The 16622-nt window shown below is 74.5% G+C and carries 12 protein-coding genes; 9 read left to right on the plus strand and 3 right to left on the minus strand.

The features are described from left to right. Positions 1-2: 2 nt before the first annotated feature. Positions 3-1112: a sulfite oxidase gene (locus ACFCZ1_RS02535; protein ID WP_376676462.1), complete on the minus strand. Its 1110-nt coding sequence runs from the start codon at positions 1110-1112 to the stop codon at positions 3-5. Positions 1113-1130: 18 nt separating this feature from the next. Next, the gene (locus ACFCZ1_RS02540) at positions 1131-1643 is read right to left on the minus strand and encodes a GNAT family N-acetyltransferase (RefSeq protein ID WP_376676463.1); all 513 of its coding nucleotides are present in this window, start codon (positions 1641-1643) and stop codon (positions 1131-1133) included. A 185-nt stretch (positions 1644-1828) separates the two neighbouring features. Here ACFCZ1_RS02540 and ACFCZ1_RS02545 point away from each other — a divergent pair, with 185 nt between their 5' ends. From ACFCZ1_RS02545 to ACFCZ1_RS02585, 9 genes are all read left to right on the plus strand, one after another. Beyond that, positions 1829-3280 (plus strand): Ig-like domain-containing protein, encoded by a 1452-nt coding sequence (locus ACFCZ1_RS02545; protein ID WP_376676464.1) that lies wholly within the window; start codon positions 1829-1831, stop codon positions 3278-3280. Positions 3281-3367: 87 nt separating this feature from the next. Beyond that, entirely contained in the window at positions 3368-5215 is a 1848-nt protein-coding gene (locus ACFCZ1_RS02550; RefSeq protein WP_376676465.1) for a dynamin family protein, read from the plus strand. Further along, on the plus strand, positions 5215-7281 hold the full coding sequence (locus ACFCZ1_RS02555; protein ID WP_376676466.1) for a dynamin family protein: 2067 nt from the start codon (positions 5215-5217) through the stop codon (positions 7279-7281). The genes ACFCZ1_RS02550 and ACFCZ1_RS02555 overlap by 1 nt, the downstream gene beginning before the upstream one ends. A gap of 57 nt (positions 7282-7338) precedes the next feature. Next, positions 7339-8130 (plus strand): class I SAM-dependent methyltransferase, encoded by a 792-nt coding sequence (locus ACFCZ1_RS02560; RefSeq protein ID WP_376676467.1) that lies wholly within the window; start codon positions 7339-7341, stop codon positions 8128-8130. Between the two features lie 134 nt (positions 8131-8264). Continuing rightward, positions 8265-9251 (plus strand): NAD-dependent epimerase/dehydratase family protein, encoded by a 987-nt coding sequence (locus ACFCZ1_RS02565; protein WP_376676468.1) that lies wholly within the window; start codon positions 8265-8267, stop codon positions 9249-9251. Between the two features lie 137 nt (positions 9252-9388). Continuing rightward, positions 9389-9949, plus strand: a complete 561-nt coding sequence (locus ACFCZ1_RS02570) for a 2Fe-2S iron-sulfur cluster-binding protein (RefSeq protein ID WP_376676469.1) — start codon at positions 9389-9391, stop codon at positions 9947-9949. After that, complete coding sequence (locus tag ACFCZ1_RS02575; RefSeq protein ID WP_376676470.1) at positions 9946-10962, plus strand: FAD binding domain-containing protein; 1017 nt, start codon at positions 9946-9948, stop codon at positions 10960-10962. Before ACFCZ1_RS02570 ends, ACFCZ1_RS02575 begins: the two co-directional genes overlap by 4 nt. A gap of 8 nt (positions 10963-10970) precedes the next feature. Next, positions 10971-13082 carry a xanthine dehydrogenase family protein molybdopterin-binding subunit gene (locus tag ACFCZ1_RS02580; RefSeq protein WP_376676471.1) on the plus strand — a complete coding sequence of 704 codons (2112 nt, stop codon included), beginning with the start codon at positions 10971-10973 and terminating at the stop codon, positions 13080-13082. A 100-nt stretch (positions 13083-13182) separates the two neighbouring features. After that, positions 13183-15267 carry a SpoIIE family protein phosphatase gene (locus ACFCZ1_RS02585; protein WP_376676472.1) on the plus strand — a complete coding sequence of 695 codons (2085 nt, stop codon included), beginning with the start codon at positions 13183-13185 and terminating at the stop codon, positions 15265-15267. Here the strand turns inward: ACFCZ1_RS02585 and ACFCZ1_RS02590 are convergent. Then, positions 15242-16612: an MFS transporter gene (locus tag ACFCZ1_RS02590; RefSeq protein ID WP_376676473.1), complete on the minus strand. Its 1371-nt coding sequence runs from the start codon at positions 16610-16612 to the stop codon at positions 15242-15244. The genes ACFCZ1_RS02585 and ACFCZ1_RS02590 overlap by 26 nt on opposite strands. Between the last annotated feature and the right edge of the window lie 10 nt (positions 16613-16622).

The following is a 16622-nucleotide window of genomic DNA, read 5'->3' on the forward strand; positions in this document are numbered from 1 at the left end:
GGTCACCGGCACAGCACGGGCACCTGCTGGACCAGGTTGTTGCCGAAGCCGCCCCGGTTCCAGGGCTGTTCCAGGGGCTGGGTGCGGCCTTCGGCGTCCGTGGCGCGGGCGATCAGGGTGTGGCTGCCGGGCGTGGCGGTCCAGGAGTGCTGCCAGGCCTGCCACGCCCAGCGGTGCTCACCCTGCGGCGTCAGACCGGCCCCGCTCCAGGAACCGCCGCCGTCGCAGCTCACCTCCACCCGGGCCACCGGCCCGTAGCCCGACCAGGCGCGCCCCTCCAGCCGTACGGGTCCGGCGGGCACGACGCGGACGCGCGACATGAAGTCCGGGAACCCCGGCGGGACCATCAGGGCGCGCGGCGCGATCCGGGTCACCGGTTCGCCGGGCTCGTCGGGATCCTGCCGGTAGCGGTAGGCCACCGCCTGCTGGAACCCGGTGAACGGGGCGTCGACCAGGGTGATCTCCCGCAGCCACTTCACGTGCGCCATCCCGTACCAGCCGGGGACGACCAGGCGCAGGGGGTACCCGTGCTGCGGCGGCAGCGGCCGGCCGTTCATGGCGTACGCGATCAGCACCTCCGGATCGTTCCCGGTCGCGACCCGCAGCGGCAGGCTGCGCTGGTAGTCCTGCTCGACCCCGCGCTCCACGCCGTGGTCGGCGCCCGTGAAGACGGCTTCCACGGCGTCCCGCTCCACACCGGCCTCGGCGAGGACGGCCCGCAGCGGGACGCCCGTCCAGTCGGCGGTGCCCACCGCCTCGACCAGCCAGGGCTGGCTGACCGGGCGCGGAGACAGCCGGGCCCGGCCGTTGCCCGCGCACTCCATCGTGACCCGCCGGGTGACGGCGGGGAGCGCGCGGAGGGACTCCGGGGTCAGGGTCAGCGGCGTACGGACCCGGCCGCCGACGACCAGGTCCCGGTCGCCGGCGTCCGCGGTGGGGATGTCGTAGTGGACCAGCACGTAGTGCAGGCCCGGCGGGGTGACCTCGTAGCGCAGGGCCTCCAGCGGAAGGCCGTGGTTGCGGGCCGCGAGCGCCAGCTCCTCGTGGCTGAGGCCCTCACCGGGGTCCGCCACCCGCGGCGGTGTGCTGACATCGCTCAGGGACGCCTCCATGCCCCCATGGTCCCGCTCCTACAGGTTCCGTACAAAACGGAGGCCGGGACGGCCGTCCACCTCCGTCTCCCCGGCGGGGACGAACCCCGTACGGGCCAGTACGGCGCGCGAGCCGGCGTTGTCGAGCGTGGTGACCGCCGTCAGCGTGGTCAGTCCGTACTCGGCACCGGCCAGGCCGCAGACCTCGCGGACGGCCGATGTGGCCAGCCCCCGCCCCGCGGCCCGCTCGGCGATCCGGTAGCCGAGCTCGGCCGAACCGTCCGCCACGTCGACCAGGTTGACCCGGCCCAGTACCTCGTCGTCGGCGGCGCTCACGAGGACGTGGAACAGGCAGCCGCCCGTGGCCTGCTCGGCCAGCAGCGCACGGTGGCGCGCGCCGAAGTCGGCGAAGTAGCGGTCGCCGCGGTCGGGCACCGACGCGGCGAAGTAGGACCGGTTCTCCCGCTCGAAGGCGAGCAGGGCCACGGCGTGGTCGGGGCGCAGCAGCTGGAGCCGGAACGGGAGGCCGGCCTGGTCGTGGGGAGAGGGCATGACCGGATGCTACGCAAGCCTCCCGGCGGCCGGGCCGAGGGGGCCCGGCGCCCGAAGTGTGCTCCGTACGAGTTCTCTTGGGGTGCCCGTTCGGCCGCAGAGCCGAGTTCATGATCATCATTTTGGCTCCCGATCGTTTTGATACGGACATCCGGCCGTGTGAGACCTGGGAGGGCTGTGTGGCCATGTCACCGACGCGAGGAAAGCAACCGACGAAGGCGTGGGGCGTGGTGGCCGCCGTGACGGGAGCCGTGCTGGTGGTCGCGGCGGGTCCGGGCCGGGCCCACGACGCGGACACCGCGGGATCCACGGCGGGGAGCCTGCCGAAGGAAGCGGCGGTCACCCTGCTGGTCGGACGGGCGGTGGACGAGGGCGCCCGGGCGGGCGCGGGACGGTGCGCCGTGCACACGTTCCGCCCGGGCCTGTGCGGCGGCTGGCGGGAGCAGCGGGTACGGGCCACCTCCCGCGGGACGGGATCCGTCCTGCGGATGCCGGCCCTCGGCGACGCCTCGCGCGCCGCCCGCGCGGACGCGCTGCCCACTGATGCCGACGCGCCGCTGGAGATCGCCCTCGCGGACCGGGGACGGCTCACCGACGTGACCGTGACCGACGGGCACGGGCGCCACCTCGCAGGCGAACTCGGAGCGGACAGCGGGTACTGGCTGAACACCGAACCGCTGCGGGCGGGGGAGACGTACACCGTGCAGGTCGGCGCCCAGGACGCGGCCGGCACACCGGTCGGGGTGACCATGGCCTTCAGCACCGCGCCGCCCGCCGACGGGGGCCGCCTGACGGCCGAGTTCGGGCCCGGTCCCGGCACGTACGGCGCGGGGGAGATCGTCACGGCCGGCCTCAGCCGGCCGGTGCCCGCCGACGACGCGACGGCCCGCGCCCGGGTGGAGCAGGCACTGCAGGTGACCTCGGAGCCGCACGTCGAGGGCGCCTGGCACTGGGTCGACGAATCGACCCTGCACTACCGGCCGCGTACGTACTGGCCCGCCCACACCACGGTCCGCGTGCGCAGCGGTCTCGACGGGGTCGAGGTCGGCGACCTCGGCTACGGCGGCCCCTCCGAGCCGCTGGAGTTCACCGTCGGGGACCGGATCGAGGCCCTCACCGACTCCGCCACCCACGAGATGACCGTGCGCCGCAACGGACGGGTCATCAGGACGATCCCGGTCACCACCGGAAAGGCCGGGTTCAGGACGCGCGCCGGCATCAAGGTGGTGCTGCGCAAGGAGCCCAGGGTGCGGATGCGCGGGGACACCGTCGGCATCCAGCGCGGCACCAAGGAGTTCTACGACCTGCCCGTGCTCTACGCGACGCGCGTGACGTGGAGCGGCGAGTACATCCACGCCGCGCCCTGGTCGGTCGAGGCGCAGGGCGAGGAGAACGTCAGCCACGGCTGTACGGGCATGAGCACCGAGGACGCGGCGTGGTTCTTCGACACCGTGCGCGAAGGGGACATCGTCGAGGTGGTCAACAGCGGCGGCGCGAAGATGGCCCCCTTCGACAACGGCTTCGGCGACTGGAACCTGGACTGGCCGACCTGGCTGGAGGGCAGCGCCCTGGCGACCCGCCCCGCGCGGCCGCACGGTTCCCCGCTCCCGCCGTCCCGCCTGCACCCGACCACCTGATCCGGGAACGCCGAATCGGGGGCGCCGGAAGCCGTCCGTTGGCATCATGGTCGCGCCGGGTCGGTGTGGACGGGGTGGGGTGGCGCCGTGGGCGGTACGGGAATGCACGCGCGGGATCTGCCGCAGCGCGAACTGGCGGAACAGGTGGCCCTGCTCGCGGACCGGGCCGGAGCGGACTCGGCGGCCTCGCTGATCCGCCGCGCAGCCCGCCGGGCGGAGTCGCCGCTGGCCCGCATCTGCGTCATCGGCGGCAGCAACGTGGGCAAGTCACGCCTCGTCAACGAACTGATCGGCGCGGACTGCCTGCCGGTGTCCGTCCACGCGACGAACGGACCGCCCGTCGTGGTGCGTCCTACCGTCGCCGACGTTCCGCAGGAGGCCGGCCCCGCGGAGGCCGGCCCCGCGGAGGCCGGCCCCGCGGAGGCGGCGGCGGACGCGGAGACGGCCGGCGCGGCGCCGACGGGGCACCGCACCGTACGCCTCCGGGTGCCGGCCGGTTCCTGGCCGGCCCGGGCCGGCGTGGAACTCGTGGACACGCCCGGCTGGGAGGGCTGGTCCGGCGTACGGCAGCCCGACGGCGCCGCCCTCGCCAGGATCGTGGCCGACTGCGACGTGGTGGTCGTGGTCACCGAGGCGCGCCGCGCGATGCTCGCCACCGAACAGGCCCGGATCAAAGCCCTGGCCGCCGCCCCGCACACGCCACCGCTCGCGATCGTCGTCACCAAGCTCTCCGAGGTCGAGGACGAGGCGGCCGAGATCCTGCGGCGGGTCAACCACCTCGCGGGACAGCTGGCCCCCGAGGCACTGGTGCTGCCCGGACCGGTACGCCCGCCCGGCCCGCCCGGCCCGCCCGGCCCGCCCGGCCCGCCCGGCACTGCACCCGAGGCCGGGGCCGGGGCCGCCCCCGACGGGCTCGACCAGCTGCGCTCGGCGCTGGCACGGCTGGCCGGCGTCCGGCTGCGCCGCGCGCTGCGGACGATCCGCCGGCTGTACCTGCTCGCCGCCACCTGCGACCTGGTGGCGGAGGCCGCCGGCCGGGCGCTGACGGACGCGCACTGGACCGACCCCGTCAGGGCCCGCGCGGCGCAGATCTGGCACACGGCGCACGAGAGCGCCCGCTTCCACTGGATCGTGCTCAGCGCCGACGCGGGGGAGTGGCGCGCCGCGCTCGTGGCGACGATCGCCGCGGAGGCGCGCAGGCGCCGGGCCACCGCCGTACGCGAACTCGCCGCGCGCTTCTCGCAGATGCTGGAGACCCCGGAGGAGCAGCACTTCATCCGGCTCCACACCATCCCGTACACCGCGGAGGCCCTGCAGCACTTCGAATCCTGGATCACAGCGACCGTCGACCGGGTGCTGGAAAGGGACACCGGCCGGCTGCGCGACGTACTGCTGCGCAACCGGCCCGGCGAGGAGCTGTTCCAGGGACTGGCCGTCCCACCCGCCCAGCGGGTCGTGCCGACGGCGGCGCTGCCCGGGGTGGCGGACACGGCGGCGGCCGCGGAATCGCAGAACGCGACCGGCTGGGACGCCTCCTGGCTGCCGGAGTTCGTCGGCACCGCCATCGAGAGCGTGCTGACACCCGTCTCCACCGAGGTGGTGGCGCAGATCGCCGGAGCGGCCGGCACGGCCCTGGTGACGGAGGCGCTCGAACACGGCCAGGCGGAGCGGCGCGAGCGCACCATCGACGACCTGGAGCGGATCGTCGAAGCCGCCTTCACCGAACAGGTGGTCCGTACGGACGCGCGGATCGGCCAGGTGTACGAGCGCCTGCTGAGTCAGGCCCGGGACCGCGACGAGCAGTGGTGGCGGCTCCACACGACGGCGGTCGCAGCCCAGCCGGACTCGATCGGACACTGGCGTTCACTCCAGAGCACGGCGCGGTCGCTGGGCCGGTCCGTGCACGCTCACCTATCCCTCCTGGAAGGGGCCTGATGGCGCACGACAACCGGCAGTTACCCGCCGGCCAGGAATCACCGGTCGCACAGTTCCGCGGCTGGAGCGACAACATAGGCACACTGCGCTCGTACTACCAGAGCCTGCAGCAGGTGGCCGGCGAGGCCGCGAGGGCCATCGCGCCGCCCGGAGCCCCGGGCGGGCCGCTGGACCTCGGCATCAACGGCGCGGTCTTCGAGCGCGAGACCTTCCGGATCATGGTGCTCGGAGAGTTCAGCAGCGGCAAGAGCACGCTGATCAACGCCCTGCTGGGGAAGAAACTGCTCCCCACCAAGGCCAATCCGGCCACGGCGTTCACCACGGTCCTGCGCTGGGGCGAGACCGAACGGGCCTGGCTGTACCGGGACACCGACCGGCGGGGCGCCGAGAAGGCCGTCACGACGGAGGAGTTCAAACGGGAGGTCTCCCTCCAGATCGACGCGCACGGAGCGCCGCGGACCCCGTCGTTCGCCCTGGCCGTCGTCGAGCAGCCGCTGGAGCTGCTGCGCAGCTCGGTGGAGATCGTCGACTCGGCCGGGATCAACGAGAGCCCGGACCGCGAGCTGGTCACCCTGCGGTACCTGGAGGAAGTGGACGCCGTCGTCTTCGTCACCGACGCGGGTCGGCCGTTCACCCTCCACGAGACCGAGAACTACCTCACCCGCGTCAAGAAGCTCGGGCACCGGGACATCTTCTTCGTGGTCAACCAGTTCGACCGGATCGAGGAGGAGGAACGGGCCGAGGTGATGAGCCGGTGCCGCAACGCGGTGGCCGAGCTCTCGGGGGGCAGCGGTTCGGCCGCCGCCTCCAACGTGTTCTTCGTCAGCGCCCTCCAGGCACTGAAGTCGCGGCTGGACGGGGACGAGGAAGGGCTGCGGGCCTCGGGGATCGGACGGCTGGAGGCCGCCCTGGAGGTCTTCTGCATGCGCGACGCGGCCCGGGTGAAGTTCGTCCGGCTCGCCGAGTTCCTGCGGCACAACGCCGTGAACCTGCGCGCGCGGCTGCACGACGAGGGCGCCATCCTGATGAAGTCGACGGCCGAGCTGCGCGAGCTGCTCGACCGCAGCCAGGCCACCCAGGACCAACTGCGCGCCAGCGCCGACGCCATCCGCGACATCGTGGCCAACCGGGTTCTCGACATCGAGAACGAACTGCAGCTGAAGTTCAGCGCGTTCCTGACCACCATCAGCGGCGAGATCGCCGACTGGCACGTCACGACCGGGCCGGGGCGCCTGAGCCGGGCCGTCCGGTCCTTCACCCAGGGCGGCCGCGTGGCGGCCCAGCACGAGCTGCGGGAGGCGTACACGGTCCAGCTCCAGGAACGCATGCAGGTCTTCTGCACGGAAAGCCTCGACCGCCTCATCGAGCAGCGTCAGGCGGATCTGCTGCGCCAGCTCGAACCGCTGATCCAGGCGCACGCGACTCTGCTCGACAAGCTCCGTGCGGAGCTGACCGGCGCGCAGTCGGTCCGGGACCAGGACCGCCTGCTCTACACGCTCGCGGTCGTGGCGGGGAAGGGCGACGGCCGCGGCGGGCGGTACCACCAGGACGACGTGCCGCTGTTGTTCCGTCCCAGCTCGCTCATGGCGATCGGCGCGGGCACCGGTGCGGCGGTCGCGGGCGGTGCGGCCGCGGCCGGCCTGATCACCCTGGGGCTGGCCGTGCCACCGGTCGGCATCGCGGCGGCCATCGGAGCGGCCGTCGGACCGCTCATGGCCTCCGCGGCGGTCCTCTTCGCCGACGGCAAGCTGCAGTCCCGTGCGGCCCAGGAGTTCTCCGACCACGTGAGGGACTCGGCGGGCACGACCGCCCGCCAGTACGCGGACAGCCGTGCCGCCGATCTGCGGGCCGTGTGGGGCGGCATCAGCACGGCGCTCCACACCCAACTGCAGGACCTCATCGGCATCGTCCAGCGAAACATCGAGGAGTCCCGGTTCGACGAACAGGCCAAGGCGGGGCTGCGGGACCAGCTGTACGTGTACGAGCAGCGGATCACGGAGGTGGAGCAGCTCATCGGAGTCTTCCTGCAGCCCTTCGTGTCCGAGGCGGAGCGCGAGCAGGCGTAGCCGCGGGCGGCGGCGTGGCAGGTGGAGAAGCGGCGGTGGCGGGCCGATAGTGGGGCCGTGAGCGACGCGTCGCAGGAAGCCGGGCGACCCGGTGCCGGAGAGGGCGCCGCCTGGTCCGGTCGCGAGGGTGCGCAGGCCTTCGCGGCCGTGGAGGCGGCCACGGACTGGCTCCTCGGATATCCGTTCGTCTTCCGGGCCCTGAGCCGCCGGATCGGAGCCGGCCAGGTCCTGGTGGACTACGGATGCGGGCCGGGCACAGTGGCCGACCGGGCGGCCCGGCGGCTCGGGGTGCGCGTGCTGGGAGTGGACACCTCGCCCGAGATGCTCGCGCTGGCGCGCGGTTCGGGCTCGGCGGTGGCGGAGTACCACCTCGTCGAGAACGGGCGGGTGACGGGCCTGCCGGACGGCTGCGCCGACGCGGTGATGTGCAACCACGTGCTCGCCTCGCTGCCGACGGAGGAGGCGGTGCTCGCGGTCTTCACCGAGATCCGCCGCCTGCTGCGGCCCGGCGCCCCGTTCGTCCTGCTGGCCACCGATCCCGACTGCGGCGGAAGGGACTACGCCTCGCTGCGCATCGGCGAGTCGGGCCGGGCGTACCGGCCGGGCGAGCCGCTCACCGTACGGCTCCGGCGCACGGACGGATCCTGGCAGGAGGTCCGCAACCACGCGTGGCCGGTCGCCGTCGTCCCCGCCCTGCTGGAGCACACCGGCTTCCGGGGCGTCGTCCAGCAACGTCCCACCGTGGACGAGGCACTCGCCCTCGCGGACCCGGAACTGGTGAACAGCCGCAGCTGGTCGGCGGAGCGGGCCAGACCGCCGCTGGTGATCACTTCGGCCTCGGCGGCCTGACGGCTCACGCGCTTCGCGGTTGAAGGATCGCGGCTCTGAGCCCCGCGCCCCGCGCCCCGCGCCCCGCGCTCTCCGCTCTCCGCTCTCGGCGAAGAGGCGGGCGTCGGCCCACGGCCCGTGTTCGGGTGGGCCCCATGGAGATCTTGATACTGGGCGGGACGGCATGGCTCGGCCGCGAGGTCGCGCGGCAGGCACTGGCACGCGGGCACCGGGTGACCTGCCTGGCCCGCGGGGAGAGCGGCGGCGTCGCCGAGGGCGCGGCACTGGTCACCGCCGACCGGCGCGACCCGGCGGCGTACGCGAGCGTGGCGGGCCGGGACTGGGACGCCGTGGTCGAGGTGTCCTGGCAGCCCGGATTCGTCCGAGGGGCGCTGGCCGCGCTCGGCGCGCGGGCGGGCCACTGGGCGTACGTGTCGTCGGTCAGCGCGTACGCCTCGCACGCGGAACCGGGCGCGGACGAGACGGCCGCGCTGCTGCCCGCGACAGAGCGGGACGAAGCCGGCCGCGACCGGTACGGCGAGGCCAAGGTGGCCTGCGAGGAGGCCTCCACGGCAGCGGTGGGGGACCGGCTGCTCATCGCGCGGGCCGGCCTGATCGGCGGACCCGGCGACCACAGCGGCCGCACCGGGTACTGGGTCGGACGCGCCGCCCGCGAGCCGCTGGCCCCGCTGCTGGTACCCGACTCCCCGGACGTGCCGACGCAGGCCGTCGACGTACGGGACCTCGCGGCCTGGCTGCTCGACTGCGCGCGGAAGGGGACGACCGGCACCTACGACGCGGTCGGCCCGGTCATGCCCTTCGGGGAGTGGGTCGCACTGTCGCGCGAGATCGGCGGGCACACGGGGCCGGTGGTGGAGGTGGGAACCGACTGGCTGCTCGGGCAGCAGGTGGCCCAGTTCATGGGTGAGGAGTCACTCGCGATGTGGATGACCGACCCGCAGTGGGCCGGCTTCAGCGCCCGCGCCGGCGACGCGGCGCTCGAGGCCGGCCTGCGCCACCGCCCCCGCGCGGAGCTCCTGGCGGACACCCTGCGCTGGGAGCGGGAGGCGGGCCTGGACCGGCCGCGCCGGGCCGGCCTGAGCGCCGCACGCGAGCGCGAACTCCTGGACCGGCTGCGCTGAGGGCCGTCCCGCGGTGTCCGGGCGGGGCCGACCGGTGGAAGATCCCCACCGCGCTCGGCAACGCCCCGCGTGGCACGCCGCCCACCGGGCATCGCGACGGCATGGTCGACGGGTAACGGACACGGAGGGAGCCGGCGGTGGCGAGTGCGACGGATCCCCATGCCTCCCGCGTCACGCTCCGCGTCAACGGCACGGACCACGTCCTCCCGCTCGACCACCGGGTCACCCTGCTGGACGCCCTGCGCGACCACCTCGGACTGACCGGCGTGAAGAAGGGGTGCGACCACGGACAGTGCGGGGCCTGCACGGTGCTCGTCGACGGGCGGCGGCTGAACAGCTGCCTCCAGCTCGCGGTGGCCCGGGACGGCGCGCACGTCACCACGGTGGAGGGGCTCGCCGCGGACGCCTCGACCGCGGGCACCGCCGGGGCACTGCATCCGCTCCAGCAGGCGTTCCTCGACCGGGACGCCTTCCAGTGCGGTTTCTGCACGCCGGGCCAGCTCTGCTCCGCCGTCGCGGCGATCGCGGAAGCCGCCGCGGGCCACCCCTCGCACGTCACACCCGACGAGGCCTTCGCCGAGCCCGCCGGTCCCGTCACGCTGACCGCGCGGGAGATCAGGGAACGCCTCAGCGGCAACCTCTGCCGCTGTGGCGCCTACCCCCGCATCGTCGACGCCGTGCTGGACGTGATCGAGTGAAACCCTTCGCCTACGTGCGCGCGACCAGCCTCCAGGAGGCGACGGCCGCCCACGCCCGGCTGCCCGGCTCCCGCTATCTCGCCGGCGGCACCAACCTCGTGGACCTCATGAAACTGGGAGTCGAGAGCCCCGGCGCCCTCATCGACCTCTCCGGGCTGCCGCTGGCCGGCATCGAGCGGCTGCCCGCGGGGACGCTCCGAATCGGTGCCATGGCGCGCAACAGCGACGTGGCCGCCCACCCCCTCGTGCGCGCGCACCACCCGGCCCTCGCCCGGGCCCTGCTCGCCGGAGCGTCGGCGCAGCTGCGCAACGCCGCCACCACCGGGGGCAACCTCCTGCAGCGCACCCGGTGCACCTACTTCCAGGACGTGTCCGCGCCCTGCAACAAACGCGACCCGGGCTCCGGCTGCGCCGCGCGCGACGGGGTCCACCGCGATCACGCCGTACTCGGGCACTCCGCGCACTGCGTCGCCACCCACCCCTCGGACATGGCCGTGGCCCTCGCCGCCCTCGACGCGGACATCGAGCTGTACGGCCGGGCGGGCACCCGTACCGTGCCCGCCGCCGACTTCCACCGGCTCCCCGGCGAGCGGCCGGAGCAGGACACGGTCATCGCGGACGGGGAGATCGTCACCGCCGTCCTCCTGCCCGCCCCCGCCCCCGGCGCCGTCTCCCTCTACCGCAAGGCCCGCGAGCGGGCCTCCTACGCCTTCGCGCTGGCCTCGGTGGCCGTCGTGCTCGACCTCGACCCCGCCGCCCGTCGCGTGCGGCGCGTCGCCCTCGCCTTCGGGGGCCTGGCCCACCGCCCCTGGCGCGCCGCCACGGCCGAGGAACGGCTGACCGGCGCCGAGCCGACCGCCGACGCCGTCCGGGAGGCCGTCGACGCGGAGCTGGCCCGGGCGCGGCCCCTGCGCGACAACGCCCACAAGATCGCGCTCGCCCGCAACCTCGCGTGCGACGCACTCGCCACGCTCGCCCGGCGGGCGCAGGACGGACGCCCCCGCACCCCGTAGGAGCAGGAATGTGCCCCGACCGTCCCGACCGCGACGCCCCCGCCCTCGGTTCCCCCGTCCCGCGGCGCGAGGGGCACCAGAAGGTCACGGGCGCCGCGCGCTACGCCACCGACCGCCACCCGCCCGGCCGCGCCTACGCCTGGCCCGTGCCCGCCACCGTGCCCCGCGGCCGCGTCACCGCCGTGGACACCGGCCCCGGCCTGGCGCTCCCGGGCGTACTGGGCGTCCTCACCCCGTACGACGCGCCCCGGCTCGGCCCCTCGGACGACCCCACCCTCCAGGTGCTCCAGAACACCGCGGTCCCGCACCGCGGCTGGTACGTGGCCCTGGCCGTCGCCGAGACCCCCGAAGCGGCGAGGGCCGCCGCCGAAGCGGTACGGATCACCTACGCGACCGAGGAGCACGACGTCGGCCTGCGCACCGACCACCCCGACGCCTACCTGCCCGAGGAGGTCAACGGCGGGTACCCCGGCCTGCGGGAACGGGGGGACCCGGACGCGGCCCTCGCCGCCGCACCCGTACGGGTCGACTGCGTCTACACCGTGCCGCCCCTGCACAACCACCCCATGGAACCGCACGCCGCCACCGCCCGGTGGGACGCGGTGGGCGGCCGCGAGCACCTGACCGTCCACGACTCCAGCCAGGGCGCGGGGGCGGTTCGGACGGCGCTGGCCCCCCTGTTCGGGCTGCCCGAGGAGGACGTCACGGTCGTCAGCGAGCACGTCGGCGGAGGCTTCGGTTCCAAGGGCACCCCGCGCCCCCACGTGGTGCTGGCCGCCATGGCCGCCCGTCACGTCGGACGCCCCGTCGAACTCGCCCTGCCCCGGCGCCACCTGGCCGCCGCGGTCGGGCACCGCGCGCAGACCCTCCACGAGATCAGCCTGGGTGCCCGCCCGGACGGCACCCTCACCGCGCTGACCCACGAGGTCACCACGTACACCTCCCGGGTCCGGGAGTTCGTGGAGCAGGCGGCCGTCCCCGCCCGCGTCATGTACGCCGTACCCGACAGCCGCACCCTCCACCGGGCCGTCGCCCTGGACGTCCCCACACCGTCCTGGATGCGCGCCCCGGGGGAGGCACCCGGCATGTACGCCCTGGAGTCGGCCATGGACGAGCTGGCCGAAGCGCTGGGAGTCGACCCCGTCGAGCTGCGCGTCCGCAACGAGCCCGCGCGTGAACCCGACACCGGCCGGCCCTTCAGCAGCCGTCACCTCGTGGAGTGCCTCCGGGAGGGCGCGGACCGCTTCGGCTGGGCCGCATCGCGTACGCCGCACCGGGAAGGACCGTACCTCCGGGGCACCGGGGTGGCAGCCGCCACGTATCCCGTGTTCATCGCGCCCTCGACCGCCCGGGCCCACGCCCGGCCCGACGGGAGCCACCTCGTCGAGATCAACGCCACCGACATCGGGACGGGCGCCCGTACCGTCCTCGCCCAGGTGGCGGCCGACGCCCTCGCCGTCCCGCTGGACTCCGTGACGGTGGCCATCGGCAGCACCGACCTGCCGCGGGCCGCACTCGCCGGCGGATCCGCCGGAACGGCCTCCTGGGGGTGGGCGGTGCACCAGGCCTGCACCGCGCTGGCCGCCCGCCTGGCAGGACTGCGGCACCCCGTGCCCGCCGAGGGGCTGTCGGCGACGGCCGACACGACGCAGGCCGTCCGGGAGGGGTCCCCGTACGCCCGCCACGCGTTCGGTGCCCACTTCGCCGACGTCCGGGTCGACACGGTCACCGGGGAGGTGCGCGTACGCCGTCTGCTCGGTGTCTTCGCCGCCGGTCACATCCTGAACCCGGTCACGGCGCGCTCGCAGTTCACCGGCGGGATGGTCATGGGCATCGGGATGGCGCTGACGGAACGCAGCACGGCCGACCCCCTCCTCGGCGGCTTCACCGAGGGCGACCTCGCGGCCTACCACGTGCCGGTCCACGCCGACGTGCCCGACATCGAGGTGCACTGGATCGACGAGCACGACGAACACCTCAACCCGATGGGGAGCAAAGGCATCGGCGAGATCGGCATCGTCGGCACGGCGGCCGCGATCGGCAACGCCGTGTGCCACGCCACCGGGAAGCGCCTGCGCGACCTGCCCCTCACCCCGGACCGGGTCCTGCCGGTGCTGTAGGCCGTACGGCCCACGCCTTCCCCGCCCGCGGCGCCCGTCCGGACGCTGCGGGGCCGATTTGGGGGGACGATGAAAGCCAGCCGGGAAGGGAGCGCCGTTGATGGATGCGACCGATGCCTTCGCGACGGGCGGCGCACGGCGCGCCGAGGCCGGGGTCTCCCCGCCGAGCGGGCTGCTCGACGTCCTGAACGTCGCGGCGGTCGTCCTCGACGCGGAGGGGCGGGTCGCCCTGTGGAGCCCGCAGGCCGAGCAGCTGTTCGGGTGGACGGCCAAGGAGGCCCTCGGCCGGCCCGCCGCCCGCCTGCTGGCCGCCGAGGACCACGTGGACCTGGTCGTGGAACTGTTCGCGCGGGTCATGGGCGGCGCGGGGGACTGGGCCGGAGCGTTCCCCGTACGGCACAAGGACGGGAGCACGCGCCTGGTCGAGTTCCGCAACATGCGCCTGCTCGACGAGCGCGGAGACCTGTACGCCCTCGGGATCGCCACGGACCGCACACGGCTGCGGCAGCTGGAGCGGGACCTGGCCCTCTCCGCCCGTCTGGTGGCCCAGTCCCCGATCGGCCTGGCGGTCCTGGACACCGACCTGCGCTACGTCCTGGTCAATCCGTCGCTGGAGCGCATCAACGGGCTCCCCGCCTCCGAGCACATCGGACGGGCCGTCCACGAGGCCCTGTCCTTCCTCGACGACGCGGGAGCCGTCGAGGCGGCGATGCGCCAGGTCCTGGCCACGGGTACGCCGCTGGTCGAACAGTTCACCGCCGGGCACACCCAGGGCGATCAGCATCATGAACACGCCTGGTCGGTCTCGTACTACCGGCTGGAGGACTCCTCCGGTCGGGTCCTGGGACTGGCGACCTCCGTGGTGGACGTCACCCAGAGTCACCAGGCGGCCAAGGAGATCGCCCGCAGCCGCCGCCGCCTCGCGCTGATCGCGGACGCCACGGTCCGTATCGGCACCACCCTCGACCTGGACCAGACCGCCCGCGAGCTCGCCGACGTCGTCGTGCCCGAGCTCGCCGACATCGCCGCGGTCGACATCCTCGACTCCGTCCTCGAAGGCCGGCCCAGCCTGAAGTCCTCCGCCCACGAACCGGCCGTGTTCCGGGCCCTGGCCGTGGCGGCCGCCTTTCCCAGCGAAGCGGTACGCGCCGCGGACCCCCCGGGCGACATCGCCCGGTACGCGGCGGACCGCCTGGTCACCCGGTCCGTGACGACCGGGCACCCGGTACTGGTCGCCCACGTGCACGCACAGGACATCTCGCGCATCGCCCGCGACGACGACGCGGCCGCGCTGCTGACCCGGGCCGGCCTGCGCTCCTACCTGGCCGTGCCGCTCATCGCCCGCGGCGAGGTCCTCGGGGCCCTCGACCTCAAACGCACCCGCAACCCGCTGCCGTTCAACGACGACGACATCATCCTGGCGGGTGAACTGGCCGCCCGTGCCGCCGTGTGCATCGACAACGCCCGCTGGTACCGCAACGCGCACCACACCGCCCTCGCCCTCCAGCACCACCTCCTCCCGCACCACCCGCCGCCCACACCCGGCCTGGAGGTCGCCTACCGCTACCGGCCGGCCGCGGCCACCAGCGAGATCGGCGGTGACTGGTTCGACGCCATCTCCCAGCCGGACGACACCACCGTCCTCGTCGTCGGCGACGTCATGGGCAGCGGGATCAACGCCGCCGCGGGCATGGGACAGCTGCGCACCGCCACCCGGACCCTCGCGGAACTGGCCCTTGAACCCACCCGCGTACTCGAGCAGCTGGACCGCACCACCAGCGCCCTCGAGGAGACCATCGCCACGTGCGTCTACGCCGTCTACGACCCCCACCGCGCGGAGTGCCGCATCGCCGTCGCCGGACACCTGCCCCCGGTCCTCATCCGCTCCGGCCGGGCCCCGCGGCTGCTCGAACTGCCCACCGGGACACCGCTGGGCGTGGGCGGCATCCCGTTCGAGGCCACCACCGTGCGGATGCAGCCCGGCGACCAGCTGGTCCTGTACACCGACGGTCTGGTCGAGACCCGGGACCAGCCCATCGACGAGCGGCTCGACCTCCTCCTGGACCTGCTCGCCGACACCAGCCGGCCGCTGGAGGAGACCTGCGACAGGCTCCTGGACACGCTGCGCCGGCCGGACGACCACGACGACGTCGCCCTGGTCATCGCCCGCGCGAAACCGCTGTGAGACCGCTGGAGGGCCACTGGTGGTGGTACCGGTCGATGACGTAGTGGTGGCCGTGCCGCCAGCCGCCCGCCGCGGGGCGGGCGCCGGCGAGGTGGGGGTGGTCGGGAGGCAGGTCGGGGTGGACGTGTTCGAGCCGGGACGGGTCACGGGCGGGCCACAGGGCGGCGGCGGCCGCGGCGGCGGTCAGGGAGACGGCGCCGAGGGTCAGTGCGGTCACCGCGAGCCCGGCCCCGGCGGCCAGCCAGCCGGCCAGGGGGTACGTCAGCAGCCAGCAGCTGTGGGAGAGGGAGAACTGCGCGGCGAACGCGGCGGGCAGGTCCGCATCGGCCGTGGAGCGGCGGATCACGCGGCCGCCGGGGGTCAGTACGGCGGAACAGGCGGCGCCTATCGACGCCCAGAGCAGCAGGACCGCGGTCCACGACCAGGTGCCCGGTGACGTCGAGGTGAGCACGGCAACGGCCGCCAGGACCACCGGGAGGGCGAAGGCGGCCGGGAGCATCAGCGCGCGGTCGGGGACGCGGCGCAGCAGGCGCGGCAGCAGCAGAGCGGTCACCAGGGATCCCGCGCCGTAGGCGCCGAGGGCGAGGGAGACGGCGCCCGCCGGCCGGCCGAAGTGGTCCCGTACCAGGACGACCGTGTCGACGAAGACGATGGCTCCGGCGGCCGCCACCGCGAGGTCGAGTGCGAGCAGGGCCCGCAGGCGGGGCGTCGCGCGGAACAGGCGGACGCCGAAGGCCGCCTTGGCGCAGGCGCCCGCGGTGCGCTCGACGGGCACCGGCCGCGGCAGCACCGTGGCCAGGACCAGCGCGGCGGAGGCGGCGAAGCCGGCGGTGGTCCCGGCGAAGAGCCAGTCGTAGGAGACCAGGGTCAGCAGGGCCGCGGCCAGAGCCGGGCTGAACAGGCTCTCCAGGTCATAGGCGAGCCGCGACATGGACAGGGCCCGGGTGTAGTCGCGCTCGGCGGGCAGCACCTCGGGAACAGTGGCCTGGAAGACGGGCGTGAAGGTCGCCGAGGCTGCCTGGAGCAGGAAGATCAGGAGGTAGACCTCCCAGACCTCGGTGACGAACGGCAGCGCCGCGGCGACCGCGGCGCGGAGCAGGTCCGCCGTCGCCATCAGGGTGCGGCGGGGGATCCGGTCGGCGACCGCGCCGACGAACGGGGCGATGGCGACGTAGGCGGTCATCTTGATCGCCAAGGCCGTGCCGAGCACCGCCGAGGCGTCGTTCCCGGCGATGTCGTACGCGAGCAGGCTGAGCGCGACGGTCGCCAGGCCGGTGCCGACCAGGGCGACGGCCTGAGCGGTGAACAGGCGCCGGTAGGTGCGGTTGCGCAGTACGGACAGCATCGTTCCCGTC

It is taken from the genome of Streptomyces sp. NPDC056224 (genome assembly GCF_042267665.1).
Classification (GTDB): Bacteria; Actinomycetota; Actinomycetes; order Streptomycetales; family Streptomycetaceae; genus Streptomyces.

Bases quoted from the DNA above. Each gene is read 5' to 3' on its own strand.
- ACFCZ1_RS02535 (WP_376676462.1), bottom strand. From the start codon at position 1,112: ATGGAGGCGTCCCTGAGCGATGTCAGCACACCGCCGCGGGTGGCGGAC.
- ACFCZ1_RS02540 (WP_376676463.1), bottom strand. From the start codon at position 1,643: ATGCCCTCTCCCCACGACCAGGCCGGCCTCCCGTTCCGGCTCCAGCTG.
- ACFCZ1_RS02545 (WP_376676464.1), top strand. From the start codon at position 1,829: ATGTCACCGACGCGAGGAAAGCAACCGACGAAGGCGTGGGGCGTGGTG.
- ACFCZ1_RS02555 (WP_376676466.1), top strand. From the start codon at position 5,215: ATGGCGCACGACAACCGGCAGTTACCCGCCGGCCAGGAATCACCGGTC.
- ACFCZ1_RS02565 (WP_376676468.1), top strand. From the start codon at position 8,265: ATGGAGATCTTGATACTGGGCGGGACGGCATGGCTCGGCCGCGAGGTC.
- ACFCZ1_RS02580 (WP_376676471.1), top strand. From the start codon at position 10,971: ATGTGCCCCGACCGTCCCGACCGCGACGCCCCCGCCCTCGGTTCCCCC.
- ACFCZ1_RS02585 (WP_376676472.1), top strand. From the start codon at position 13,183: ATGGATGCGACCGATGCCTTCGCGACGGGCGGCGCACGGCGCGCCGAG.
- ACFCZ1_RS02590 (WP_376676473.1), bottom strand. From the start codon at position 16,612: ATGCTGTCCGTACTGCGCAACCGCACCTACCGGCGCCTGTTCACCGCT.